The sequence below is a fragment of the Paenarthrobacter sp. JL.01a genome (assembly GCF_025452095.1).
Classification (GTDB): domain Bacteria; phylum Actinomycetota; class Actinomycetes; order Actinomycetales; family Micrococcaceae; genus Arthrobacter.
Window position 1 is genome coordinate 3,285,959 of sequence record NZ_CP104877.1, and the last position, 24,832, is coordinate 3,310,790.

Below are 24,832 nucleotides of genomic sequence, written 5' to 3' on the forward strand. Positions count from 1 at the left end.
TCGTTGGTCGACAACGGATCAGCGGGTTCACAACGTGTTGGGTCCCTAGGAGAGCGGGCGCCCCGCCATCCTTTCCAGCCGGCTGATCCGTTCCTTCATGGGCGGGTGGGTGGAGAACATGCGCCGCATGCCGCCGCCGCGGAAGGGGTTGGCGATCATGAGGTGCGAGGCATTGACCAAACGCTGGTCCTGCGGAAGTGGCAACTGGCTCACCCCGGACTCGATCTTGCGCAGGGCCGAAGCCAGTGCCAAGGGATCGCCAGTGAGCTCGGCACCGTCCTCGTCGGCGTCGAACTCGCGGGTGCGGGAGATCGCCATCTGGATGAGTGAGGCGGCAAAGGGTGCCAGCAGCGCCATGGCGATAGTGGCAAGGGGGTTTGCATTTCGCCGGTCACCACCGCCAAAGATCAGCAGCATCTGGCCAACCGAGGTGATCACGCCGGCCACGGCTGCCGCCACCGAGGACGTGAGGATGTCGCGGTTGTAAACGTGCATCAGTTCGTGCCCCAGCACGCCCCGGAGTTCCCGCGCATCCAAGAGGTGCAGGATTCCTTCAGTGCAGCACACAGCGGCGTTCTTCGGATTGCGCCCGGTAGCGAAGGCGTTCGGCGTCATGGTCGGTGACAGGTAGATCCGCGGCATGGGCTTGTTGGCCCGCACGGACAGCTCCCTGACGATCTGGTACAGCTGTGGCGCCTGGGCCTCTGTCACCGGGTACGCGGCCATGGAGCGGATGGCGATTTTGTCGCTGTTCCAGTACCCGTACGCGGTGGTACCGACGCCGATCAAGGCCATGATCCAGATGGGGGCGGTGCTGCGGGTTCCTGAGGCGATGATGGCACCCAAACCCAACAACACCGCCCACAGCACGCCGAACAGTGCCGCGGTTTTGAGTCCATTGTTGTGTTTGTGCACGTTTCCTTCGTCCTCTTTCTTCGCCTCTTGCGGGGGTTCTTTAGCTTTAACGCCGACGCCGGTCGCCCTGTTCCGGCGGCTACGGCAGCGGCGGCTACGGCAGCGGCGGCTACGGCAGCGGGTGCTACGGCACCGGGTGCTTCGAATCGTAGGCGACGAACCCGGGTTGGATGCGCGAGGCGAGCCACGCCAGCACGATGCACAGAACGCCGCCAAACAGCAGCACGCCGCCTTCACTGAGGAACTTCGTCACTCCACCGGCCAGCATGTCCCCCACCCGTGGCCCGCCCGCGACCACCACAATGAACACCCCTTGCAGCCGCCCGCGCAAATGGTCCGGGGTGGCGGCCTGGAGGATGGTGGTGCGGAAGACAGCACTCACGGAATCGGAAATACCGGCGAGCGCACAGCAGAGCGCCGCCGGTATCAGCCAAGGTGCGGTTCCGTTACGTCCCGAGTCTCCAGCCAGGAGCACCACCAGGCCAAAACCTGCAATCGATGCGCCCCAACCCATCACCGACCACACCACCGCGCTGCCCTGCCGGCGCACCCTGCCCAGCGGCCCGGAGAAGAGGCCCGCGAGGAACGCGCCCACGGCTGTGGAAGCGAGCAGCACACCCACGGTCGTCTCCCCTCCCCCGATCATCACAGCACCTATGGCCGGCATCAGCGCCCTGGGTTGTGCGCAGATCATGGCGATGAGGTCAATGACGAAGGTCATGCGGACATTCGGCCGCCCGCCCAGGAAGCGAAACCCCTCCACCACTGAACGGAATCCGGGCCGCACTGCATCCTTGGAGGGTGGCAACGGGGGCAGCTTGAAAAGCCCCCAGAGCGCAAAGGTGAAACTGATGACGTCAATGGTGTAGGTCCACCCGAAACCGATCGTGGCCACGAGCACTCCGGCCAACAGCGGTCCGGCGGTCATCGAGAGACCGAATGTCAGCATGTTCAGGGCGTTTGCGGCCGGCAACAGGTCCTTGCGGACCAGGAGCGGAATAATCGCGCTTCTGGCCGGTCCGTTGATGCCCTGCGCGCCGCTTTGGATGGCCACCAGCGCATAAAGCACCCAGATGTTCCCGATCTCCAGCCACGCCTGCAGAGCCAGCCCGGCCGTGGTCAGCCATAGGACCAGCGAGGCGATCAGGGCCACTTTCCGGCGATCGTAGGCATCGGAGATGGAGCCGCCGTAGAGACCTGCGATCACCAGCGGAACCAGCGCGAAGATGCCCAGCAATCCTACGTAGAGGCTTTCCTGGGTCAGCCGGTAGACCTCCAGACTGACGGCCACAAGGGTCAGTTGGGTCCCGATGGCCGCCACGGATGCCCCGAGCCAGAGCCGGCGAAAAGCAGGACTCTCCCTGAGCGGAGTTATGTCTGCCAGTAGTTTTGCCACCGTCCAACCCTAACCAGCCCCGGGGCTTGGTAGGCTCACCCCGGGGAAGGAGTTGACATGGTCATGTCGCGACGCTTGCTGTACCGTTCGGACTTTTGGGAGATCGCCCGGCCACACCATCCCCTCACGGCAGGACACGTGGTGATCCGTTTGTCAGATCCCTCCATTGAGTTCGCCCTCCCGTCAGCGGCGGATTGGCTGCTCTGCCACCAGCTTGCGCGGACAGCCCTGGCGAAGGTCCTCGGAGCAGCTGAGTGCCCCGTCATGTTCGCCTACCAATGGCATCCCTTGGGCGCCAGTCTCGGGGAACCGGTGGCCGAGTCGTCGACGCCGACGTTCCACCTCTTTGGTCGATGGGCTGGAGAAACCACGACGCCGGGACAGCAGCTGTCGCTGCCGGCCCACCGTCGGGTGGCATTGCCGGAGTCCGGCCTGGAAGAAACCGACCAGGCACTTCGTGAGGTGCTGCGCAGCGGGTGGCCCGCAGCGGGCCGGGCCGTCGAACATGCGGCGGAGGCCGCCGTCGTACCTGTCCTCGAACCGGCCCGGACTGTAACTGCGGGACGCCGCCACACGGTGATCGAGCCCGCGGGAGGGGCGGCGTCGATCCGGGAGCTCAGGCCGGCTGACCTCCTTGCCATCGCCGCATCCCTGGGCGCCTTGCCAATGCCCCTTGGAGTCAGCGGCTTCAGTTGCGTAGCGCTCGAATCACGGATCCCGGAGATGCCGCTGCGGATCCATGCGCTGGGCAGATCCGCGGCTGAGGACGTGAATCCGCTCCTGGAATTATTGCGTTCACCGGAAGTTAGCCTCACCTTATTGTGAACTTATCAAAATAAGTGTTTGAATGGATGCATGACGGATCACACTGCTGAGCAGCAAGCATGGGCGGCGGCCCTGCATGCCCATGGCCGGCGTGTGACCAAGCAGCGGCTGGCAGTGCTCGCCGCGGTCCAGCACCACCCGCATTCCCCGGCAGAAGGCATCCTTGCCGCTGCCCGCGAAGAACTTCCCGAACTGACGGCGCAGTCGGTTTATGTGGTTCTCAGCGATCTCACGGACCTGCAGATGCTGCGCCGTTTCGAGCCCCCGCACTCCCCGGCCCTCTATGAAACCCGGGTTGGCGACAACCACCACCACGCCGTCTGCATCAGCTGCGGCAAGGTGGAGGACGTGGACTGCGCAGTGGGACACGCACCGTGCCTCACTCCGCACTGGAATGAAAATTCCAAGCCCATGACCATCCAGATCGCAGACGTCCTCTACCAGGGCATCTGCCAGGATTGCCAGGCCAAACAACAGCTGCCCGTACTACCTTCCGTAACCCAGAAATAAGAAAAAGGAGAATGATGACCGCGAACATCTCGACCACACAGTCGGGTGCCCCTGTCACTTCCGACGCGCACTCCAAGTCCGTCGGCGCTGACGGTGCCATCATCCTGACCGACCACTACCTGGTGGAAAAGCTCGCACAGTTCAACCGCGAGCGCGTCCCGGAGCGTGTTGTGCACGCAAAGGGTGGCGGCGCTTTCGGTACGTTCAAGACCACTTCCGACGTTTCCGCCTACACCAAGGCAGCTTTCCTTCAGCCGGGTGCCGAGACGGACATGCTGATTCGCTTCTCCTCCGTTGCAGGCGAGAACGGTTCCCCCGACACGTGGCGCGATCCCCGCGGTTTCGCCGTGAAGTTCTACACCTCCGAGGGCAACTACGACCTCGTGGGCAACAACACCCCGGTGTTCTTCATCCGCGACGGAATCAAGTTCCCGGACTTCATCCACTCCCAGAAGCGCCTCCCGGGTACCCACCTGCGCGACGCTGACATGCAGTGGGACTTCTGGACCCTCTCCCCCGAGTCCGCACACCAGGTCACCTGGCTCATGGGCGACCGCGGCCTGCCGGCTTCCTGGCGTGAAATGCAGGGCTACGGCTCGCACACCTACCAGTGGATCAACGCTGCTGGTGAGCGTTTCTGGGTCAAGTACCACTTCAAGTCCAACCAGGGCGTCAACTCCATCACCGGTGAGCAGGCTGAAGCACTGGCCGGTTCGGATGCAGACTTCTACATCCGCGACCTCTCCGAGAACATCGAAGCCGGCAACTTCCCGTCGTGGGAACTGCACGTCCAGGTCATGCCCTACGAGGACGCCAAGACGTACCGCTTCAACCCGTTCGACCTCACCAAGGTGTGGCCGCACTCCGACTACCCGCTGATCCACGTGGGCACCATGGAGCTGAACAAGAACCCGGAGAACTACTTCGCGCAGATCGAGCAGGCCACCTTCGCGCCGTCGAACTTCGTGCCGGGCATCGCTGCCTCCCCGGACAAGATGCTGCAGGCCCGCATCTTCTCCTACGCCGACGCACACCGTTACCGCGTGGGCACCAACCACGCCCAGATCCCGGTGAACCAGCCGAAGAACCAGGTCAACAACTACAGCCAGGATGGCCAGGGCCGTTACCTGTTCAACGCCCCGTCCACTCCGGTCTACGCACCGAACTCCGTCGGCGGCCCGGCTGCTGTTGAGCCCGCATCCCCCGCCGGTGGCTGGGAGAACGACGGCGAGCTCACCCTCTCCGCGCACACCCTGCACGCCGAGGATGACGACTTCGGCCAGGCCGGTACCCTGTACCGCGAGGTCTACGACGAGGCCGCCAAGGCACGCTTCCTCGACACCATCACCGGTGCCGTTGGTGGCGTGAAGAACGCCGACATCAAGGAACGCGCCATCCAGTACTGGACCAACGTTGACGCCGAACTCGGCGCCAAGCTCCGCGCCAACCTCGGCGCTGGCCAGACCACGTCCGACGCTGAAGCAGCCAACAAGCTCTAAGCGTCCGGCTTTCAGAACACCCCGCTGCGGATCCATCCGCGGCGGGGTGTTCTTTGCTTTTCCACATAACCGGTTCTTTCCACATAGCAGGCTCTACCTATGGCTGATCAGTCCTGGGGATTCATAGGATCCCTTCATGGACACATTCACAGGCATTCAGACAGCCGCTTTCCGCTTCTACGAGGACCTTGAAGAGAACAACAACCGTGAGTGGTGGCTGGAGCATAAAAGCACGTACGACGCCGAGGTCAGGGAGCCGCTGACAGCTCTCCTTGCGGAGTTGGAGCCCAGGTTCGGGCCGGCAAAGATCTTCCGCCCCAACCGGGACATCAGGTTCTCCCAAGACAAGTCGCCGTATAAGACCGCGCAGGGCGCCTTTGCTGCCACCAAGGAAGGCGTTGGCTACTACGTGCAGATCAGCGCAGACGGGCTCCTCATTGGCGGCGGTTACCATTCCCACACGCCGGCGCAGCTTGCCCGCTTCCGGGCAGCAGTGGATGCTCCTGAGAGTGGTCAGGAGCTGCAAAAGATCATCGACGACGTAGCGGAAGCAGGGTTCGCGATTGAAGGGGAGAAGTTGAAGACCATTCCCCGCGGTTTCGACAGGGACCATCCGAGGGCGGAGTTGCTCAAGCACAAGTCGCTGTCGGCCGGGGTGGAGGTGGGGCAGCCGGAATGGTTGTCCACTGCTGCGGCCAAGGACGAAATCGCTGCCCGCTGGGAGGTGCTTCGGCCCCTGGTGGAATGGGTTGGCGAGCACGCGGCACCGTAAGGATGTTGGCGGCCCCGGGACGCAGAAACGCCCGGAAACCAATGGTTCCCGGGCGTCTCCGTGATGGAAAAGCAGGTAGCTGTCTGACAAGCTGCGTCCCGCATCAACGTGCAGGCGGACGCAATCAGACCTTGGAGAGGTTGTCTTCGTCCTCGTCGCCGTCGGTCTGTCGGCTTTCCGTGCGGCCATCGACGGAGGCCTTGGCGGAAGCGAACTTCTCGTTGAGCCTGGAGTGCCGCTGGCCGTAGGCGAAGTAGATCGCCATGCCGATGACCAGCCAGATCGCAAAGAAGATCCAGGTTTCCACGGCCAGGTTGGTCATGAGGTAGAGGCACAACACTGCCGAGACCCAGGGAAGAACCTTGCCGAAGGGCACGCGGAAGGCAGGCTTGAGGTCGGGACGCTTCTTGCGGAGTACCAGGATGCCCAGGCTGACCATCACGAAGGCCGAAAGGGTTCCGATGTTGATCATTTCCTCAAGGAGATCCACCTTGGTCACACCGGCAACAATTGCAACAGCGGCGCCGCAGATGATCTGCAGGCGGGCCGGGGTAGCCCGCTTATCACTGGTCTTGGACAGGGAGCGGGGCAGCAGACCGTCGCGGCTCATGGCAAGAACCACGCGGGACAGGCCCATGAGGAGCACCATGATCACGGTCGTCAGGCCCACCAGGGAGCCGAAGGCGATGACCTTGGCTGCGTCGGTGTTGCCCACGGCCTCGAATGCGGTGGTCAGCGTCGGGTTCTTGACCTCAGCCAATTGGGTGTAGGAGACCATGCCGGTCAACGCAAGGGAGACCAGGATGTAGAGCAGGGTGACCAGCGCCAGGCCGCCGAAGATGCCGCGGGGCAGCGTCTTCTGCGGGTTCTTGACCTCTTCTGCGGACGTGGCCACCACGTCAAAGCCGATGAAGGCGAAGAACACCAGTGCAGCGCCGGCGAAGATTCCGAGGGTTCCGTACTGCGCAGGAGCGGCACCGGTCAGGAAGCCGAAGAACGACTGCTTCATGACGTCGGCCGCACCGTTGCCGGCCGTAGGCTCGGAGGCCGGGACAAACGGCGTGTAGTTGGAGAACTTCACGTAGCTGAAGCCCACCACGATCACGAACAGCACGACAGCGATCTTGATCATGGTGAAGACGTTGCCCACGCGGGCGGACAGCTTTGTCCCCAGCACCAGCAGCACCGTAAAGATTGCGACGATCAGGAAAGCGCCCCAGTAGAGGTCGAAGCCGAACACGCTGACGGAGGGCGGCATCTCCACTCCCATCAAGCCGAACACTGTGCTGAGGTAGATGCCCCAGTACTTCGCGATCACGGCTGCGGCGGTGAAGAGTTCAAGGATGAGGTTCCAGCCGATGATCCATGCCAGGACCTCGCCCATGGTGGCGTACGTGAAGACGTAGGCGGAACCGGCCACGGGGATCGCGGTGGCGAACTCGGCGTAGCACATGATGGCCAGAGCGCAAGTGACAGCGGCGATGGCGAAGGAGATGGTGACGGCGGGGCCGGCAAAGTTGGCGGCAGCCTTGGCGCCCACCGAGAAGATACCGGCGCCAACAGCAACGGCGACGCCCATGATCATGAGGTCCCAGGTGCTCAGGCTGCGCTTGAGCTTGCGACCGGGTTCGTCGGAATCGGCGATCGACTGCTCAATCGACTTGGTCCTGAAAATGTTCATAAAAATGCCACATTCTGGAGGGTGGTGGTATAGGACCTATCAAGAATAGTGTCCGACCAATGGACGGCCATATTTATCCCAGATAGTGAGACGCGCCCGTGCTTCCTGTGACAGCTGTGGCTGGTGTGATGATGGCGCGTTGCCCGCATCACACCAGCCGTGACCTAGATTCCCTGCACATCCCAGTCCATCAGTGTTGACCGGATGAGGAACCGCTTACCCTCGGGTGCCTCTACTGAGAACCCACTCCCCCGCCCGGCAACAACATCCACTGTCAGATGGGTGTGGGACCAGTAGTTGAACTGTTCCCGGGACATCCAGAATTCCAAGGGCTGTGGCTCCGAGGCAGTGCCGAGTTCGAACCGGCCCAGAAGGACATCCGAATCGCCTGTCAGGAATTCCCCCGCCGGATAACACATGGGTGCGGAGCCATCGCAGCAGCCACCGGATTGATGGAACATCAACGGGCCGTGCTGCGCCCACAACGTGCGGAGAAGATCCACGGACGCCGCGGTGAGCGCCACCCGGGAGAAATCCTCTCCGGGCAGCGTCACCGCAGCTTCCAATGCAGAGCTGGTCATCAGAATTTCAGAACCACTCGGCCGTCGATCTTTGCGTGTTTCATTTCGTCGAACACCGCGTTGACCTCGGACAACTCCCGGGTTGAGACCGTTGGCTTGATCTTCCCCTGGGCGTAGAACTCCAGTGCTTCTTCAAGGTCCTGCCTGGTGCCCACAATCGAACCCCGGACCGTGAGGCCCTTGAGGACAATCTCGAAGATCGGCGCCGGAAAATCCCCTGGGGGAAGGCCATTGAACACGATCGTTCCGCCTCGCCGGGCCATGCCGATGGCCTGACCGAAGGCCGAGGGGTGCACGGCCGTCACCAGAACCCCATGGCAGCCGCCGGTTTCCCCTTGGATCACCTCGGCGGGATCCTCATGCAACGCGTTGACTGTCAGCTCGGCACCGTGTTCCTTTGCCAGCGCCAGCTTGTCGTCGGCGATGTCGACAGCGGCAACACGCAGGCCCATCGCCACCGCGTACTGAACCGCGATATGGCCCAGGCCGCCGATGCCGGAAATGGTGACCCACTGTCCCGGTTTGGCCTCGGTCATCTTGAGACCCTTGTATACTGTCACGCCGGCACAGAGGACCGGAGCGACCTCCACGGGGTCCGAGCCTTCCGGAATACGGGCTGCGAATCGGGTGTCCACCAGCATGTACTCACCAAACGAACCATCGACGCTGTAGCCGCCGTTCTGCTGTGACTCACACAGGGTTTCCCAGCCGGTCCGGCAGTACTGGCAGTCTCCACAGGCGGACCAAAGCCAGGCGTTTCCCACCAGATCGCCCACGGCAACGTCCGTGACGCCCTCACCGAGAGCGACCACTTCGCCCACTCCCTCATGCCCCGGAATGAACGGTGGCGTGGGTTTGACCGGCCAGTCGCCTTCGGCGGCGTGCAAATCCGTATGACATACCCCCGACGTCAGGAGGCGGACCAGCGCTTGGCCGGGACCCGGCGTCGGGCGTTCAACCTCCTTGACCGTGAGGTCGGTTCCAAACTCCGTGACTACTGCTGCTTGCATCGTGTTCGACATTAACGATCTCCTTTGATCCCTGCGAATAATTGGAGTTTTTGTACAGCTAATGCCCTTAAGAAGGCTCCATAAGGGCATTTGCTGTACAAAAACTCCTAGAAGAAGCCGAGCTTGTTCTCGTTGTAGCTGACCAGGAGGTTCTTGGTCTGCTGGTAGTGGTCCAGCATCATGGCGTGGTTTTCACGGCCAATGCCTGAGGACTTGTAGCCACCGAAGGCGGCACCTGCCGGGTAGGCGTGGTAGTTGTTGACCCACACGCGGCCGGCCTGGATTTCCCGGCCTGCGCGGTAGGCGACATTTCCGTTGCGCGACCAGACGCCGGCACCCAGTCCATAGAGGGTGTCGTTCGCGATGCCGATGGCGTCGTTGTAGTCGCTGAACTTGGTGACGGACACTACCGGGCCAAAGATCTCCTCCTGGAAGATCCGCATCCTGTTGTGTCCCTCGAAGATGGTGGGCTGGACGTAGTAGCCGCCAGCCAGGTCACCGGAGAGCTCGGCCCGGGCACCACCGGTAAGGACCTTGGCGCCCTCCTGCTTTCCGATGTCGATGTAGGACAGGATTTTCTCCAGTTGGTCGTTGGAGGCCTGTGCACCGATCTGTGTTTCCGTATCCAGCGGGTTGCCCTGGATGATCTTGTTGGTCCGGGCCACGACATCGGCCATGAAGGAGTCGTAGATGCCTTCCTGGACCAGAGCACGGGACGGGCAGGTGCAGACTTCGCCCTGGTTGAACGCGAAGAGGGTGAAGCCTTCCTGTGCTTTGTCGTAGAAGGCGTCGTTCTGGGCGGCGACGTCATCGAAGAAGATGTTCGGGCTCTTGCCGCCAAGCTCCAAGGTGACGGGGATGAGGTTGTTGGAGGCGTACTGGCTGATCAACCGTCCCGTGGTGGTCTCGCCCGTGAAGGCGATCTTGCGGATGCGCGGGCTGGAAGCCAGCGGCTTGCCGGCCTCGACGCCGAATCCGTTGACCACGTTGACCACGCCGGCCGGCAGGAGATCACTGATCAGTTCCATGAGGACCAGGATGGACGTGGGCGTCTGCTCGGCAGGCTTGAGGACAACCGCGTTTCCGGCCGCGAGTGCCGGTGCCAGCTTCCAGACGGCCATGAGGATGGGGAAGTTCCACGGGATGATCTGGCCGACAACGCCCAGGGGCTCCTTGAAGTGATATGCGGTGGTGTCCTCGTCCAGTTGGGAGAGCCCACCTTCCTGGGCACGGACGGCCGAGGCGAAGTAGCGGAAGTGGTCTGCGGCCAGCGGGATGTCGGCGTTGAGGGTCTCGCGGACCGGCTTTCCGTTGTCCCAGGTCTCGGCGACGGCCAGGAGTTCAACGTTCTCGTCGATGCGGTCTGCGATCTTGTTCAGGATCGCGGCGCGTTCGGTCGCGGAGGTCTTTCCCCAGGACGGCGCCACCTTGTGGGCTGCGTCCAGTGCGAGCTCGATGTCCTCGGCCGTTCCCCGGGCAACTTCGCAGAATGCCTTGCCCGTCACCGGGGTGATGTTCTCAAAGTAGGCGCCCTTGACCGGGGCAACCCATTCGCCGCCGATCCAGTTCTCGTAACGGTCTTTGAAGGTGACCTTCGAACCCTCGGCACCCGGCTGTGCGTAAACGGTCATTGCTAGCTCCTTTGCTGCGAATCACTGTGGCTCTCGCCATTGATCCGAGCCTAGGAGCCGGGAGGTTGCAGCTACGTTGCAACAGTGTGAGTCAGCTCACTCCTGCAGTTCCCTTTCGATGCGCTCCAGATCGGCAACCACTGCGGCGCGCTTGGGTGAGCGGGGCGGCAGCAGCTTCAGGACCGCAAGGCGGAGGTCGACGTCGTACTTCGCCTCGGGTAGCTCCGCGTACTTGAGCAGCGAATCGACGCTGCCGTCGCTGAGCAGCGCCTCCCGCAACAGAAGCGACACCCGCTCGCGCAACTGCACGACGCCGGGCGCCTCCGACCGCGGCAAAAGCGCACCTTTGTAGATTTCCAGGGCTATGCGGTGGGCGCCGCGCTGCAGGCAACTCAGGACCTGGCCGGAATCGGGAAGCAGCTCGACGGGCAGCCTGTACGGCCGCGACTCGGGCACAGCGTCAGGGCTGAGTTCCTGGATCACCTTGCGGAGGCGGACCATCTCGGCGCGGAGAGTCACGGACGATCCCTCGCCGGGGTAAAGCTGGGCGCACAGATCATCTGCGCTCAATCCATCCGGATGGTTGCCGAGAATGGCCAGGATCTCGCTGTGGCGTGCTGACAAGGAGACGGTCCGGCCATCGATGCTGAGCAGCGCCTGGTCACGCCCCAGAAGCTGGAGGCTGTTGCGGTACAAAGCCTGGCCGCCCGTGGCGGCTGCGCTCCGGCGTCGTGGTTTGTCGCGGACTGCCGCGGCGAGCTGTAAGCGTTCGATGCGCAACTGTGCCTGGGCGGCAGCGACCGTTGCTTCCACGAGCGAGAGCGTGTGCGGTGCGACGGCGGTTTCGGTCCCGGTGATGTCCACGACGCCCAATACTGCTCCGGAGTCGGGATCGTGGAAGGGAACCGCGGTGCAGCTCCAGGGATGGACGGACCGCTTGAAATGCTCGGCCCCGGAGATCTGGATGCTGCGGTCAAGGGCCAACGCCGTGCCCGGAGCGCTGGTGCCCACGGAGGCTTCGGACCAGTCGGCGCCGGCGACGAACATCATGCCTTCGGCGCGGCGTTGCATGACGGGGTCGCCGTCCACCCACAAAAGCCGTCCGACGTCGTCGCCTACGGCCACCAGCAGGCCGCTGTCATGGCTCGGCTGGACCAGCAGCTTCTTGATCACGGGCATGATGGTGGCCAAAGGGTGCAGCCGCCTGTACTCCTCCAGCTCATCGCGGTCCATGGCCAGGGGCGCTTCGGGTACGTCGGGGTTGGCCTTCAAGTAGGCCGAACGTTGCCACGATTCATGGACGAGGCGCCTGATTCCGGCGATCTCATCGGCGCTTCCGGCGCGCCAGGCCTCCAAATGTTCGTGGCCGGCCAGGGCACGCTTCTGCAGCAGCTCCGCGGCGTCAATGCCTGGAGCGATCGGATGGACTGGATTCCTCATCGAACTCCCCTGGGTGCTGTGCGTTATGGCCTCGCGTGGTGGGCAACGCGTGTGGTGGGCAGCACAGTACCGACGAGTCTAGTTCGCCGGATGGAGTTTTTGTACAGCCAATGACCCTAAAGCGCCCGAATAAGCGCATTAGCTGTACAAAAACTCCGGAGGTCAGGGGCGGGAGATGCGGATCATTTCCTCGCGCGGGACAACCTTGATGCGCTCGCGGACCACGCCGTTCCCGTCTTCGGAGGCGGCGGAGGCTGCGGACCACTCAGCACCGAGGGCAGCTTCGTGCGCGTCCAGCCGGTTCCAGCCTTCCCACGTGGTGTATTCGATGCCGCGTTCTTCCAGGAGGTCGATGATGGCCTGCGGGTCCGGGTTTTCGGCCGGCGGCAGGTTCAAACGGTCCTCGAGGAGGCAGCCGATGGTTTCCAGCGCATCGCCCTTGGTGTGCCCGATCAACCCCACAGGTCCGCGCTTGATCCAGCCGGTGGCGTAGATTCCCGGTACTGGTTCCCCATCGGCACCCAGGACGCGGCCGCCGTCGTTCGGAATGACGCCGCGGCGGGCGTCGTACGGCAGCTCCTCCAGCGGCGAGCCGTGGTAGCCGATGGCCCGGTAGACCGACTGGACCGGGTATTCGAGGAACTCCCCGGTTCCCTTGACGTTGCCGGTGCCGTCCAGTTCCATCCGCTCAAACTTCATCGCCGCAACCTTGCCCGGGGTCTCGGGTGAGTCGAGGATTTCCACCGGGCTGTGCAGGAAGTGCAGGTGCAGGCGGCGGGACGAGGGCTGCTCGGCTTCAGCATGCTCCTCCACCAGCCAGTTGGTCATGGTGTTGACCATGGTCTTGATCTGGTTGTTGGTCCGGATTGCCTCGTCCGAGGCCTCGTCGAATTCGAAATCCTCCGGGTACAGGACGATGTCCACGTCCTTGCAGTGCGAGAGTTCGCGCAGTTCCAAGGGCGTGAACTTGACCTGGGCAGGCCCGCGACGGCCGAAAACGTGGACGTCGGTCACGGGCGAGCTCTTCAACCCTTGGTACACGTTGTCCGGAATCTCTGTGACAAGCAGTTCCTCCGGGTGCTTGACCAGCATGCGCGCAACGTCCAAGGCGACGTTGCCATTGCCGATCACCGCGATTTCCTTGGCGTCCAGCGGCCAATCGCGCGGCACGTCCGGGTGTCCGTCGTACCAGGAGACAAAGTCCGCGCCGCCAAAGGAGCCTTCCAGCCCAATGCCGGGAATGTTCAGGTCCGCGTCCTTGATGGCTCCGGTGGAGAAGATCACGGCGTCATAGAAGGCGCGGAAGTCGTGGAGGCTCAGGTCCCTGCCGTAGGTCACGTTGCCCAGGAAGCGTATGTCCCCGCGATCCAGCACCTTGTGCAAGGCGTTCACGATGCCCTTGATGCGGGGATGGTCCGGCGCTACACCGTATCGAATCAACCCGTAGGGCGCGGGGTACGCCTCAAAGAGGTCGATGCTCACTTCCACGTGCCCGTCTTTGACTTCGTTGGACTTGGTGAGGATGTCCGCGGCATAGACACCGGCGGGACCCGCGCCCACAATGGCGACGCGAAGCGGACGATTGGTTGCGGCTGAGTCTGACACCGTGAGCCCTTCCGAAGCAGTGAGCCACGCCGCTGTTGGCGGCGCGCGCAGATTTCAATTCTAGGTGTCGGCCCCACACTGGGCCGCTTATATGGCAGGAGTCACAAAAATACCCAAAGATTGCGGAATATTGCGGGGAAGGCCGGTGTTGGCCAGAATGTGTCGACTCCGGATCAGATCATTTCAGGCTCCCCTTCAGACCAGCCCACGACGGCGGTAGCCGGGAGCGGAGGCGACGGAACCGGCGGTGCCGGCAAGCCGGTGCGGAGCGAATCGACGGCGGGCATCCTGTTCGGCATCGGCGCTTACGGGCTGTGGGGCCTACTCCCCCTGTACTTCTTCATCCTGATGCCTGCGGGTGCGATCGAAATCGTGGCCAACCGCGTTGTCTGGTCCTTGATTTTCTGCGCACTGCTGATCACCATCACCCGGTCCTGGCGGATTTTCGGCGCCGCGCTGAAGGACCGCAGCGTCTTCGGTCCCTTGGCCTTGGCTGCCGTCCTCATCGCCATCAACTGGCTCACGTACACCTTCGGCGTCACCACCGGCCACGCCGTGGAAACCTCGCTGGGATATTTCATCAACCCCTTGGTCTCGGTCCTTTTGGGCGTCTTTGTCCTCAAGGAGAAGCTGCGCCCCCTGCAGTGGACAGCGGTGGGCATCGGGTTCGTGGCGGTCGGCGTCCTGACGTTCTCCTACGGGCAACTCCCATGGATCGCCCTGATCCTGGCCTTCAGCTTTGGCCTTTACGGCTTTGTGAAGAAGCGGGTGGGCCCCAAGGTCGATGCCCTCACCAGCCTCAGTGTCGAGACCATGGTGCTGGCTCCCTTCGCAGCGATCACCATGGTGGTCCTGGGTGTTGCGGGGGCCGAAACCCTCACGACCATGGGCGCCGGACACTTCTGGCTGTTGGTGGCCTCGGGGGTCATCACAGCTGTTCCGTTGCTCTTCTTCGGCGCTTCCGCACGCCGCCTGCCAATGACCACCATCGGCCTGCTCCAGTACTTTGCCCCGATCCTCCAGTTCGTTGTGGCACTGCTTGTGTTCCACGAAACCATGACCGCTGCCCGCTGGATCGGCTTCTGCGTGGTCTGGCTGGCCCTGGTCCTGCTGACGATCGACATGCTGCGGACCACCAGGAAGAACTCGGCGCTGAAGAAGCAGGCGCGGCTGTCCGCCGTCGAGGCCTGAACCCCTCGCCTGGTCCCCTCGCGCGAAGTCGCGGGAACGCTGCCAAAACCCCCGGACCTTTCCGGCGGATTCGCAGCTTTCCCACGATTTCGACGCCGGGCCCTAGTCGAGCACGTCCGGGTTTGGTTCCTTTTCGCGGCCGGAGGGGTCGACGGCACGGGATGCGGGAATTGCTGGACCGGAATTTGGACTTCACCGCGGTCTTCGGCGCCAACGACCTCGTGGCGGCCGGCATCCTTGAACCCCTTGAGGAACGCGGGATCAAGGTGCCCCGGGACATTTCGGTGGTGGGCTACGACGACGTTCCCGTCGCCAGCGAGCTGCGCCCGCGCCTCACCACAGTTCGCGTACCGCTCGAAGAACTGGGGCGCGAGGCCGTCCGTTTGGCTCTGGCCCAGTCACCGCACGACGCCGGCGCTTCCTCTGACAACACCCTCACCGTTGGTACGCATATCGTCATCCGGGACTCGGTTTCGCCTCTCAACAAGTTCTGAGCACTTCTGTTCATTTCCGTTGAAGGGCCATGGAACCGGAAATAGGGTTGCGGGAAACTTCCGCCGCCATATCCCCACGCCACAACAGTTTTGAACGGAGCAGTTTTGAACGTCATTGGATCACCCATGAGCCGCAGGACCCTCTTCCGTACAGCTGGAGCAGCAGCCCTCGCGGGGGCGCTCCTTTCGCAGGCGGCTCCGTCTTTCGCAGCGGATGGCCTCCAGGAGCTCATAGCCCGACGGCGGCAAGTCCTCACCGGCGGCCAAAGCGCTGCGGACATCCCCGAACTTGCGGGACAACTTGATGGCATGGGCGCTACTACGGAGAAGTGGTGGTCATCCATGGACAAAGCTCCAGTGCGAACGTCCCTCTGGAGCGACCTTCCCCTCGCTGGCATCGGACAGTCCGCCACCGCGACCAGCAACCTGGGCCTGCATTTCAACCGCCTCTATGACATGGCATTGGGCTACGCCGTGGCCGGCACCCCGTACGCCGGGAATCCCCAGCTGGCGGCCGACATTGTTGCTGGCCTGAAGCTCCTCAACGACACTGCCTACAAGCCCGGGATGCGCGCAGCGGGCAACTGGTGGTTTTGGGAAATTGGCGTACCCCGCAAAACAGTGGACATCCTGACACTGCTGCACGCCGAGGTTCCGGAAGCCCTCCGGTCATCCCTGCTCGCGGCGGTCCGCTGGTTCGCGCCGAACCCGAATTGGCGTGGTCGTGCTACATCCCTGGCGGAGACCGGCGCCAACCGCGTGGACAAATCACTGGCCTGCTGCATGCGCGGAATCCTGGACAACAACACGGATGAGATCGCTCTTGGCCGGGACGCCCTCAGCGACACCGTCCGAGGCGGCACCAACAGTGTGTTCACCTACGTCACCAGCGGCGACGGCTTCTACACCGATGGCTCGTTCGTTCAGCACAGCTACCTGCCCTATGCCGGGACTTATGGTGTGGTGGCGTTGGCGGGCATCGCCGAAATCATCGCCATGCTGGGCGGTAGCGACTGGGCCATCAAGGATCCCAATCAGTCGGTGCTCCTGGACGCTGTGGAGTCCACTTATGCTCCATTCGTCTGGGACGGCAGGATCATGGATACGGTTCGCGGGCGGGCTGTCTCGCGGCAACGTGAACCCGACTACGTCAGCGGCTTCGGCTTGATCTCGGCTGTGCTCCTGTTGGCTCCCGGATGCGAGGAGCCCTACCGCTCCCGTTTCCTGGCGTTGGCGAAGGGCTGGCTGGAACGCTGTGCCGACCAGAAGCTCGTGGGCCACCCCACCCAGAGCCTGGCCAAGTCCCTGCTGTCCTTGGCAGTTCTCTCCAATGCCTCCGTGACAGCTGCTCCGGCCCCCGTGTATAGCCGAATGTTCGCTGACCAGGACCGCCTGGTGCACCACAGACCACAGTGGGGCTGTACAGTGAACCTCTCCTCCAAACGCATTGGCCGGTACGAGTGGGGCAACAGCGAAAACAACCTCGGCTGGTACCAAGGTGATGGCATGACCTTCCTGTACACCAGACAGGATCCATCACAGTTCAGCGCGGACTTCTGGCCCACAGTGGACCCGTACGCTCTTCCAGGAACCACCGTCAATGACGAGGTCCGCGCCAGCGGTGCGGGCGGAGCCGGCACCGGCATCCCCCGCGCTTACCAAGCCTTTGCCGGTGGACTGACCGTCGACGGGCGCTGGGGTGTTGTCGGCATGGACCACGTCAACCACAACAAGACCTTGTCCGGCCGGAAATCCTGGTTCTTCCTTGACGACGCCGTGGTGTGCCTTGGATCAGCCATCACCGGCACTGGCGGCGCCGCCGTGCAGACCACCATCGAGAACAGGTCCTTCGTGGTGGGTTCCATACCTTCGGTACGGACCGATTCCCGCAACCGCAGCATGGCTCCAGGGGATGCTCCCGTGCAGCTGAAGCGCTCCCTGCACCTCGAGGGACACGGTGGCTACGTCTTCCTGGACGCGCCGGGTGTTTCGAGCATTCCCGACGTTGCCGTCATCCGCCGCACCGGCAACTGGTATGACATCAACTCCGGGGCGGACACCGGAGGGAGCAGCGATCCTGTGACCCGGGATTTTGTCACTGTGACCCACCGTCACGGCAAGGATCCAGCCGGCTCGGGCTATGCGTACATGGTGTTGCCCGCGGCTACGCACGATGCCACGTTCTCGCAGTCGGCCAACCCTGCAGTGAAAGTGCTGGCCAACTCTGCGGATGTCCAACTGATCAGCGCGGGCAAGGACGGCCTGGTGTTGGGCAACTTCTTTGGCGCGGGCAGCGCGGCGGGCTTCACGGTCTCCGGTCCGTGCACCCTTGCCACCCACCAGAGCAACGGGCAGCTCACGGTGTCTGTGGCCGATCCGTCGCGCACTCAAAGCAGCGTCCGGATCACGGTTCCCGGCACATGGACCAAGGCCGTCCGTGCCGACGTGGGTGCGATCCTGGTTGGCAACAACACCATGGAGGTCCAGCTCGACGGGCACGGTCACCAGAAGAACCTGACGCTCGGCACCTAGCCAGGCACCGCCGTCGAGCCTTGATTCCCGACGCCGGGACCCGAGATCGCGGGAACGCTGCCAAAACCCCCGGAACTTTCCGGCGGATTCGCAGCTTTCCCGCGAACTCGACGCCGGCGCGCCAGATCGCGGAGAAGCAAAGAAAGAGGCGGGCCGGGGGGAATTGAACCCCCGGCCCGCCTCTTTGCGTGAAGCGCTGAACCTTACGCGTTGGCCTTGATGGCCTTCGCCAGGACCTCGAGGCCGTCGATCAGCAGTTCGTCGCTGATGACCAGCGGCGGGAGCAGGCGGATGACGTTGCCGTAGGTGCCACAGGTCAGGATGATGACACCTTCCTGGAGGCAAGCGGCAGCAACGGCCTTGGTGAGCTCGGCGTTGGGTTCCTTGGAACCGGCCTGGACCAGTTCGATGGCCAGCATGGCCCCACGGCCGCGGATGTCGCCAACAACGGAAACTTCAGCTGCCAGTTCGCGGAGCTTGCCCAGGGCGAGTTCTTCAATGTGGCGTGCGCGGCCGTTGAGGTCGTGCTGTTCCATGGTGTCGATCGCTGCCAGTGCTGCTGCACAGGCAACCGGGTTGCCACCGTAGGTGCCGCCGAGGCCGCCCGGGTGAACGGCGTCGAGCAGGTCGGCGCGGCCGGTAATAGCGGACAGCGGCATGCCACCGGCGATGCCCTTGGCCATGGTGATGATGTCCGGGACAACGCCTTCGTGATCGACGGCGAACCACTCACCGGTGCGGCAGAAGCCGGACTGGACCTCGTCGGCGATGAAGACGATGCCCTTTTCCTTTGCCCAGGCGGACAGTGCCGGGAGGAAGCCTTCGGCCGGAACAATGAAGCCACCTTCACCCTGGATGGGTTCGATGATGATCGCGGCAACCTGGTCGCCACCGATCTGCTTCTCGATGGCGGTGATGGCGCGCTTGGCTGCCTCGGCGCCTGTGATCTCCGGGTTCTCTTCACGGAACGGGTAGCTCATGGGCATGCGGTAGACCTCGGGCGCGAACGGGCCGAAGTTGGTCTTGTACGGCATGGCCTTGGCGGTGAGCGCCATGGTCAGGTTGGTGCGGCCGTGGTAGGCGTGGTCGAAAGCTACGACGGCGTCGCGGCCGGTGGCCAGGCGGGCAACCTTGATGGCGTTCTCCACGGCTTCGGCGCCGGAGTTGAACAGCACGGTGCGCTTGGCGTGATCGCCCGGGGTGAGGCGGTTGAGCTGCTCGGCAACTGCTACGTAACCCTCGTACGGGGTCACCATGAAGCAGGTGTGCGTGAAGTGCGCGGCAGCTTCCTGGACAGCTGCGACGACGGCGGGGTCGGAGGCGCCGACGCTGGTCACGGCGATGCCGGAGCCGAGGTCGATGAAGGAGTTGCCGTCGACGTCGCGGATGATGCCGCCGTCGGCGTCTTCAACGTAAACGGGAACGCCCGAGGCGACACCGGCAGCGACGACGGCGGAGCGGCGCTCAGCCAATGCCTGCGACTTGGGGCCGGGGAAGGCGCCGTTGATGTTGCGCTTCTGCTCGATGCGGTACGAGAGTTCGTTCGCGGTGGTGGTCATGAGGGGGTTGCCTTTCTAAAAAACGGGGAAATTCTTACGCGACTGAGCTATGCATCCAATGCACTCATCACGTGCTTGATGCGTGTGTAGTCCTCGACGCCGTACATGGAGAGGTCCTTGCCGTAGCCGGACTGCTTGAAGCCGCCGTGCGGCATCTCTGCCGTGAGGAGGATGTGGGTGTTGATCCAGACCGCACCGAAGTCCAGGTCGCGGCTCATGCGCATGGCCGTGCCGTGGTCGGTGGTCCAGACGCTGGACGCCAGGGCGTATTCGACGTCGTTCGCCAGCGCGAGCGCTTCTTCTTCGGTGCTGAACTTCTGGACCGTGATGACCGGGCCGAAGGTTTCCTTCTGCACGATGTCATCGCTCTGCTTGGCACCGGTGATGATGGTGGGCTCGAAGAAGAAGCCCTTCTCGCCCGCACGGTGTCCGCCGGTGACGATCTTGCAGTTCTCCGGCAGGTTCTCCACGACGGAGGTCACTGCGTTGAAGTGGTTCACGTTGTTGAGCGGACCGAAGTAGTTGTCTTCGTCGTTCTGGGAACCGGTGTGCAGGGTCTTGGTGTGCTCCACCATGGCTGCCACGACGTCGTCGTGAACCGAGTCCTCGATGAGGACGCGGGTAATGGCGGTGCAGTCCTGTCCGGCGTTGAAGAAGGCGAACTCGGCAATGGCCGCGGCGCTCTTCTTAATGTCGGCGTCCTTGAACACGATCGCGGGAGCCTTGCCACCGAGTTCCAGGTGGGCACGCTTGAGGCTCTTGGCTGCGCCGCTCGCAACGGCGATGCCCGCACGGACGGAGCCAGTGATGGACACCAGTCCGGGGACCTTGTGGTCAACCATCATGGCGCCGGTTTCGCCGGTACCCAGGACAACGTTGAGCACACCGGCGGGGAAGATTTCGCCTGCCAGGCGGGCCAGGACCAGCGTGGATTCGGGGGTGGTGTCCGAGGGCTTGAGGACAACGGTGTTGCCTGCGGCCAGGGCGGGACCGATCTTCCAGATTGCCATGAGGAACGGGTAGTTCCACGGGGCAACCTGGGCTACGACGCCGATGGGTTCGCGGCGCACGTAGGAGGTGTGGCCCTCGAAGTATTCGCCTGCGGACTTGCCTTCCATGAGGCGCGCGGCGCCGGCGAAGAAGCGGAGCTGGTCTGCACCGGCAGCGACTTCCTCGGAAGCGATGAGGGAACGGACCTGGCCGGTGTTGCGGTGCTGCGCCTCAACGAGTTCGTCGCTGTGGGCCTCGACGGCGTCGGCGAGCTTGAGGAGCATGAGCTGGCGCTGGCCGGGGGTGGCCTTCTTCCAGGACTTGAACGCCTCGTTTGCTGCGGACATGGCTGCGTCCACGTCGGCCTGCACCGAAATGGGAGACTTGGCAACGATTTCCCCGGTGGCGGGGTTCACGATGTCCAGCAGACCCGTACCTGCCGGCGTGACGAATTCGCCATTGATGAAGTTCTGCAAGGTTTGAACCACGGTGTGCAACCCTCTTTCGGTGTCTGGGCATGGGTTTTAGCTGATCAGAGCCTATGCCAGGGAGGGGGTAGGGGGAATAGTCAGCTGCACACACAAGGCCACCGCGCTTAGTGCGCTTGACCAGCACCGGGTTACGCTTAAAGCATGGCCCTGTCCCTTGCTTCGCTCGTCGCTGTCCCGTCCCTGAAACTCCGCCAGTCCGGCCTTGCCGAGACCACGTGGAACCAGGACATCAGCTGGGTGGCGGTGACCGAGCTGGAGGATCCGCAGCGCTTCCTCAGCGGCGGTGAATTGGTGCTGACCACGGGCTTGCGCCTCAAGAGTGCGGCCGACCAGCGGCGATTCGTCCGCCAGGTCCAGCGGGCAGGCGCCGTGGGAATTGGGTTTGGCATAGGCCTCACGCACGAATCCGTTCCCGAGGCCCTGATCGCCGAGGCCAACCGGTGGGGACTTCCCTTGGTGGAGGTGCCCTACGAGATCCCGTTCATTGCCATCGGAAAGCTCGTTGCAGAGTCCCACTCCGCAGACCACTACTCCAACCTGGAGCGCCTCCTGGCCGGGCACCAGATCCTCGCCCGATCGCTTCTCACCGGTGGCGGACTGAACGAACTCCTCAAGCAACTGGGCAGCATGCTCCGCACGGACGTTGTGCTCACCCAGTTCAGTGCCCAGCTCTACAACAGCGTTCCCGGGAAACCGGCCCCAAATGCTGACGGCTGGGCCTCCTATCCGATTCCCACCGGCCGCAGGGACGCCTGCACGCTCTGGCTCCGCCAACCCTTCATCGACTCGGGGATCGTCAGCTACGCGCAAAACCTCATCAGCGTCGAACTCAACAACATGGTCAAGCAACGGCAGGCCCAGCGTGCCATGGCCGGCCAGGTGTTGGACGACGTCATCCACGGCACGCTGGAGACCATTGAGGCGGCCCGCCGTTTGGCCGGTGTCGGCATCAACAGCACCCGGAAGAACGTGGTGCTGGTTGCCGAATCCACGGCACACCACAAGCAACTGGTCAGCATCTCGCTGCCCCAAGCGCTCGAAGGTGGCGTGAGCGCCGTCGTCGGGAAGGACCTGGTCACCGTCATCAACGACGACGGCAGCTCGGCCACTGCCCTCGCCAAGAGCCTCAGCGACCACCTGCAGGAGGCCGGCATCCACGCGGTGATCGGCATTGGCGGCGCCTACACCAAGCCGAACGGCCTGCGCTGGAGCTACTTCGAGGCGCGCGACGCCGTGGCGCACGGCTTGCCGGTCAACGAGCCTGAGCGCCTCAGCCTGACCTCCCTGCTGCTCGCCAGCGAGGATGTGCCCTTGGCGGATATGGCCAGCGAGTCGCTCACTCCCCTGCGCAAGTTCGATGCCGCCCATGGCGCCGAGCTGGTGGCCACGTTGGAGAGCTACCTGAACCACAACGGCTCCGTAGCTGCCGTGGCCGAAGCTCTCACCCTGCACAGGAACACCGTCCGCTACCGGCTGGCCCAAATCACCGAACTCACCGGCTACGACCCCTCCCAAACCCAGGACCGCGTCCAGCTGTGGCTGGCTTTGGCGGTCCAGCGCCTGGGCTCCCGAAACCCGCGGTAAGAGTACGACGGCGGCACGCGGCTGGGCGTCTCTCCGCAAGGAAGCGTCGAATCATGGGCTGACCGGAGAGATTCGCCACAGAAGTGTAGACATTAGACGTCAAACGTCTAACCTTTAGATATGGCTACGACGACTCCACTCACGACGACAGGAAACATCCCTACGATCTCCCCCGCCGGTGCTGCCCCGAGCGCAGCGAACACCGGCGCCAAGGCACCCAAGTCCCGGGTCGTCGTCGTGGTTGGCGTCATCGCCGTCGTCCTCATTGGCCTGAACCTGCGCGCCGGGATCACCAGCGCAGCCGCCCTGTTCCATGAACTGCAACAGTTCCTCGGTTATGGCGCCCTGGTGGCCTCGATCCTGCCGTCCATCCCCTTGTTATGCTTCGCGGTTGCCGGTCTTGGGACCTCCTGGCTGACGCGCCGGGTGGGCGTTGAAAAGGCCATCTTCATCGCGCTGGCACTCCTGGCAGCCGGGCTCTTGGTCCGCGGAGTTCCCGCGACCGGCGCACTCCTGGGCGGCACCGTCCTGGCCATGTCCGGGTTGGCGGTGTGCAACGTCGCCATGCCCTCGCTCATCCGCGAGCACTACTCGGACCGCACCTCCATGATGACCGGTGTCTACACCTTCACGATGTCCGGCGGCGCCACGTTTGCCGCGGCCGTCAGCGTGCCTCTCGCCCAGCAGCTTGGTTCCCCGTCAATGGGCTTGGCCGCGTGGGGCCTCCTCGGCGTTGCTGCCCTGCTCGGATTCCTCCCGGTCGTCCTGCACAGCCACCGCAATTCGACCAAGACGGACCGCCCCCGGGTCTCCATGTGGCCGCTGCTGAAGACCCGTTTGGGCCTCCTGATCACTGCGATCTTCACGTTCCAGGCCTTCCTTGCCTACGCAGTGATGAGCTGGTTCGCCTACATCCTTACCTCCCAGGGGCTCAGCGCTTCCGAAAGCGGCCTGCAGTTCGGCGTGATGCAGCTGGTCTCGGTGGCGGCAGGCATGATCCTGTTGACGCTCGGCTCCCGCCCCGGCATGCTGCGGCCCGCTTTGTACCTGGCCAGCAGCTCCACCCTGGTGGCGATCGGCACCATGCTGTGGTTGCCGACGTCGCTCGCAGTCATTCCGGCGGTGCTGTTCGGCTTCGGCCTGGGCATCTTCCCGCTGGTCCTGGTGATCATCAGCCGCAGTGGAGGCTCGACGGCGGAAACCACGGCGCTCTCCACCATCGCCCAATCGCTGGGATACTTGATTGCGGCCATCGGCCCATTTGGCATGGGGCTGCTCCACAGCGCCACCGGCGGCTGGGTGTTGCCGTTGAGTCTGCTGTCCATCGTGGCCGTTGCGCTCATGGTCACCTGCCACCTGCTCACCAGCAAGCGCACCGCATCGAAGACCCAACCGAGGACGGCATGACCCTGACCCCTTCGCATCGCCCGGCCCTCGCCGAGGAGATCACCGCCAAACTGCGGGACATGATCAAGACGGGCGAATGGCCGCTGCAGGAACGTATCCCTGCCGAGCCTGAGCTCATGGCAACCCTGGGTGTTTCGCGGGGAACGTTGCGCGAAGCCATCAAGGCCCTGGCGCACTCCGGGATGCTGGAGGTCCGGCGCGGCGACGGTACGTACGTCCGGGCCAACAGCGAGATCTCCGGGGCCGCCCAGCGGATGTACAAGGAGCACACGCAGGAACATATCGTCGAGGTTCGTTTGGGGCTCGACACCCAGGCGGCCCGGTTGGCAACGAAGCATGCCACGGCTGACGACATCGCGGAGATGCGCCGCCTCCTGGCAGTCCGGCACGATGCCTGGCTTGCCGAGGACTACCCCGCGTGGGCCACCGCCGACTGGGAATTCCATGAACGCGTGGCCTTGGCCTCAGGCAATCCCCTGCTGCACCAGCTCTACGTTTCCTTCGGTGGCGTGTTCCACAACGATCTCCTCCGCCAGCAGCGCAAGGACGGCTTCAACGGCATCCCACGCGAAGGCCACGACGAACTGGTGGATGCCGTCGAAGCCCACAACCCGGAGGCCGCCGTTTCCAGCGTCTACCGGAACCTGGATTTCTGCGCCGACAAGAGGCCCCTGCAGTTCTAAGAACCACGTTGCGGGCCCGCTGTTCCGTTGTTGTCC

The 24,832-nt window shown here is 63.6% G+C and carries 20 protein-coding genes; 10 read left to right on the forward strand and 10 right to left on the reverse strand.

Annotated elements, in window-relative coordinates:
• Positions 1-45 precede the first annotated feature (45 nt).
• Positions 46-915 carry a zinc metalloprotease HtpX gene (htpX, locus tag N5P29_RS15470; RefSeq protein ID WP_144659323.1) on the reverse strand — a complete coding sequence of 290 codons (870 nt, stop codon included), beginning with the start codon at positions 913-915 and terminating at the stop codon, positions 46-48.
• Positions 916-1,039: 124 nt separating this feature from the next.
• Positions 1,040-2,311 (reverse strand): MFS transporter, encoded by a 1,272-nt coding sequence (locus N5P29_RS15475; RefSeq protein ID WP_262275701.1) that lies wholly within the window; start codon positions 2,309-2,311, stop codon positions 1,040-1,042.
• A 57-nt stretch (positions 2,312-2,368) separates the two neighbouring features.
• Between N5P29_RS15475 and N5P29_RS15480 the strand changes: the two genes are divergently transcribed.
• From N5P29_RS15480 to N5P29_RS15495, 4 genes are all read left to right on the forward strand, one after another.
• Positions 2,369-3,136 carry a hypothetical protein gene (locus N5P29_RS15480; protein ID WP_262275702.1) on the forward strand — a complete coding sequence of 256 codons (768 nt, stop codon included), beginning with the start codon at positions 2,369-2,371 and terminating at the stop codon, positions 3,134-3,136.
• A gap of 30 nt (positions 3,137-3,166) precedes the next feature.
• Positions 3,167-3,646 carry a Fur family transcriptional regulator gene (locus N5P29_RS15485; RefSeq protein ID WP_144659320.1) on the forward strand — a complete coding sequence of 160 codons (480 nt, stop codon included), beginning with the start codon at positions 3,167-3,169 and terminating at the stop codon, positions 3,644-3,646.
• Between the two features lie 14 nt (positions 3,647-3,660).
• Positions 3,661-5,145, forward strand: coding sequence for a catalase (locus tag N5P29_RS15490; RefSeq protein WP_262278603.1), 1,485 nt, complete (start codon positions 3,661-3,663; stop codon positions 5,143-5,145).
• Between the two features lie 136 nt (positions 5,146-5,281).
• Positions 5,282-5,917 carry a DUF2461 domain-containing protein gene (locus N5P29_RS15495; protein ID WP_262275703.1) on the forward strand — a complete coding sequence of 212 codons (636 nt, stop codon included), beginning with the start codon at positions 5,282-5,284 and terminating at the stop codon, positions 5,915-5,917.
• A 124-nt stretch (positions 5,918-6,041) separates the two neighbouring features.
• Here the strand turns inward: N5P29_RS15495 and N5P29_RS15500 are convergent, their stop codons facing one another.
• The 6 genes from N5P29_RS15500 to N5P29_RS15525 all read right to left on the reverse strand — a co-directional run bounded on the left by N5P29_RS15500 (position 6,042) and on the right by N5P29_RS15525 (position 13,865).
• Entirely contained in the window at positions 6,042-7,598 is a 1,557-nt protein-coding gene (locus N5P29_RS15500) for an APC family permease (RefSeq protein WP_262275704.1), read from the reverse strand.
• A gap of 164 nt (positions 7,599-7,762) precedes the next feature.
• A complete protein-coding gene (locus N5P29_RS15505) occupies positions 7,763-8,179 on the reverse strand; it encodes a DUF779 domain-containing protein (protein WP_262275705.1) in 417 nt (138 codons plus the stop codon).
• Positions 8,179-9,201 (reverse strand): alcohol dehydrogenase AdhP, encoded by a 1,023-nt coding sequence (adhP, locus tag N5P29_RS15510; protein WP_262275706.1) that lies wholly within the window; start codon positions 9,199-9,201, stop codon positions 8,179-8,181. The genes N5P29_RS15505 and adhP overlap by 1 nt, the downstream gene beginning before the upstream one ends.
• Before the next feature lie 95 nt (positions 9,202-9,296).
• Positions 9,297-10,820, reverse strand: coding sequence for an acetaldehyde dehydrogenase ExaC (locus tag N5P29_RS15515; RefSeq protein WP_262275707.1), 1,524 nt, complete (start codon positions 10,818-10,820; stop codon positions 9,297-9,299).
• A 96-nt stretch (positions 10,821-10,916) separates the two neighbouring features.
• Positions 10,917-12,260 (reverse strand): helix-turn-helix domain-containing protein, encoded by a 1,344-nt coding sequence (locus tag N5P29_RS15520; RefSeq protein WP_262275708.1) that lies wholly within the window; start codon positions 12,258-12,260, stop codon positions 10,917-10,919.
• Positions 12,261-12,422: 162 nt separating this feature from the next.
• Complete coding sequence (locus N5P29_RS15525; protein ID WP_262275709.1) at positions 12,423-13,865, reverse strand: FAD-dependent oxidoreductase; 1,443 nt, start codon at positions 13,863-13,865, stop codon at positions 12,423-12,425.
• Between the two features lie 120 nt (positions 13,866-13,985).
• On the opposite strand from N5P29_RS15525, the gene rarD reads away from it, so the two are divergent.
• From rarD to N5P29_RS15540, 3 genes are all read left to right on the forward strand, one after another.
• Positions 13,986-15,056 (forward strand): EamA family transporter RarD, encoded by a 1,071-nt coding sequence (rarD, locus tag N5P29_RS15530; protein ID WP_262275710.1) that lies wholly within the window; start codon positions 13,986-13,988, stop codon positions 15,054-15,056.
• Positions 15,057-15,217: 161 nt separating this feature from the next.
• A complete protein-coding gene (locus N5P29_RS15535; RefSeq protein ID WP_262275711.1) occupies positions 15,218-15,550 on the forward strand; it encodes a substrate-binding domain-containing protein in 333 nt (110 codons plus the stop codon).
• Between the two features lie 126 nt (positions 15,551-15,676).
• Positions 15,677-18,082, forward strand: a complete 2,406-nt coding sequence (locus N5P29_RS15540; protein ID WP_262275712.1) for a polysaccharide lyase 8 family protein — start codon at positions 15,677-15,679, stop codon at positions 18,080-18,082.
• A gap of 203 nt (positions 18,083-18,285) precedes the next feature.
• Here the strand turns inward: N5P29_RS15540 and gabT are convergent, their stop codons facing one another.
• Both gabT and N5P29_RS15550 read right to left on the reverse strand, forming a co-directional pair.
• Positions 18,286-19,641: a 4-aminobutyrate--2-oxoglutarate transaminase gene (gene gabT / locus N5P29_RS15545; RefSeq protein ID WP_262275713.1), complete on the reverse strand. Its 1,356-nt coding sequence runs from the start codon at positions 19,639-19,641 to the stop codon at positions 18,286-18,288.
• 47 nt (positions 19,642-19,688) lie between these two features.
• Positions 19,689-21,119, reverse strand: a complete 1,431-nt coding sequence (locus tag N5P29_RS15550; RefSeq protein ID WP_262275714.1) for a gamma-aminobutyraldehyde dehydrogenase — start codon at positions 21,117-21,119, stop codon at positions 19,689-19,691.
• Between the two features lie 144 nt (positions 21,120-21,263).
• Here N5P29_RS15550 and N5P29_RS15555 point away from each other — a divergent pair, with 144 nt between their 5' ends.
• The 3 genes from N5P29_RS15555 to N5P29_RS15565 all read left to right on the forward strand — a co-directional run bounded on the left by N5P29_RS15555 (position 21,264) and on the right by N5P29_RS15565 (position 24,796).
• On the forward strand, positions 21,264-22,706 hold the full coding sequence (locus N5P29_RS15555; RefSeq protein ID WP_262275715.1) for a PucR family transcriptional regulator: 1,443 nt from the start codon (positions 21,264-21,266) through the stop codon (positions 22,704-22,706).
• A gap of 120 nt (positions 22,707-22,826) precedes the next feature.
• A complete protein-coding gene (locus tag N5P29_RS15560) occupies positions 22,827-24,113 on the forward strand; it encodes an MFS transporter (protein ID WP_262275716.1) in 1,287 nt (428 codons plus the stop codon).
• Positions 24,110-24,796, forward strand: a complete 687-nt coding sequence (locus N5P29_RS15565; protein WP_262275717.1) for a FadR/GntR family transcriptional regulator — start codon at positions 24,110-24,112, stop codon at positions 24,794-24,796. Before N5P29_RS15560 ends, N5P29_RS15565 begins: the two co-directional genes overlap by 4 nt.
• Positions 24,797-24,832: the final 36 nt, after the last annotated feature.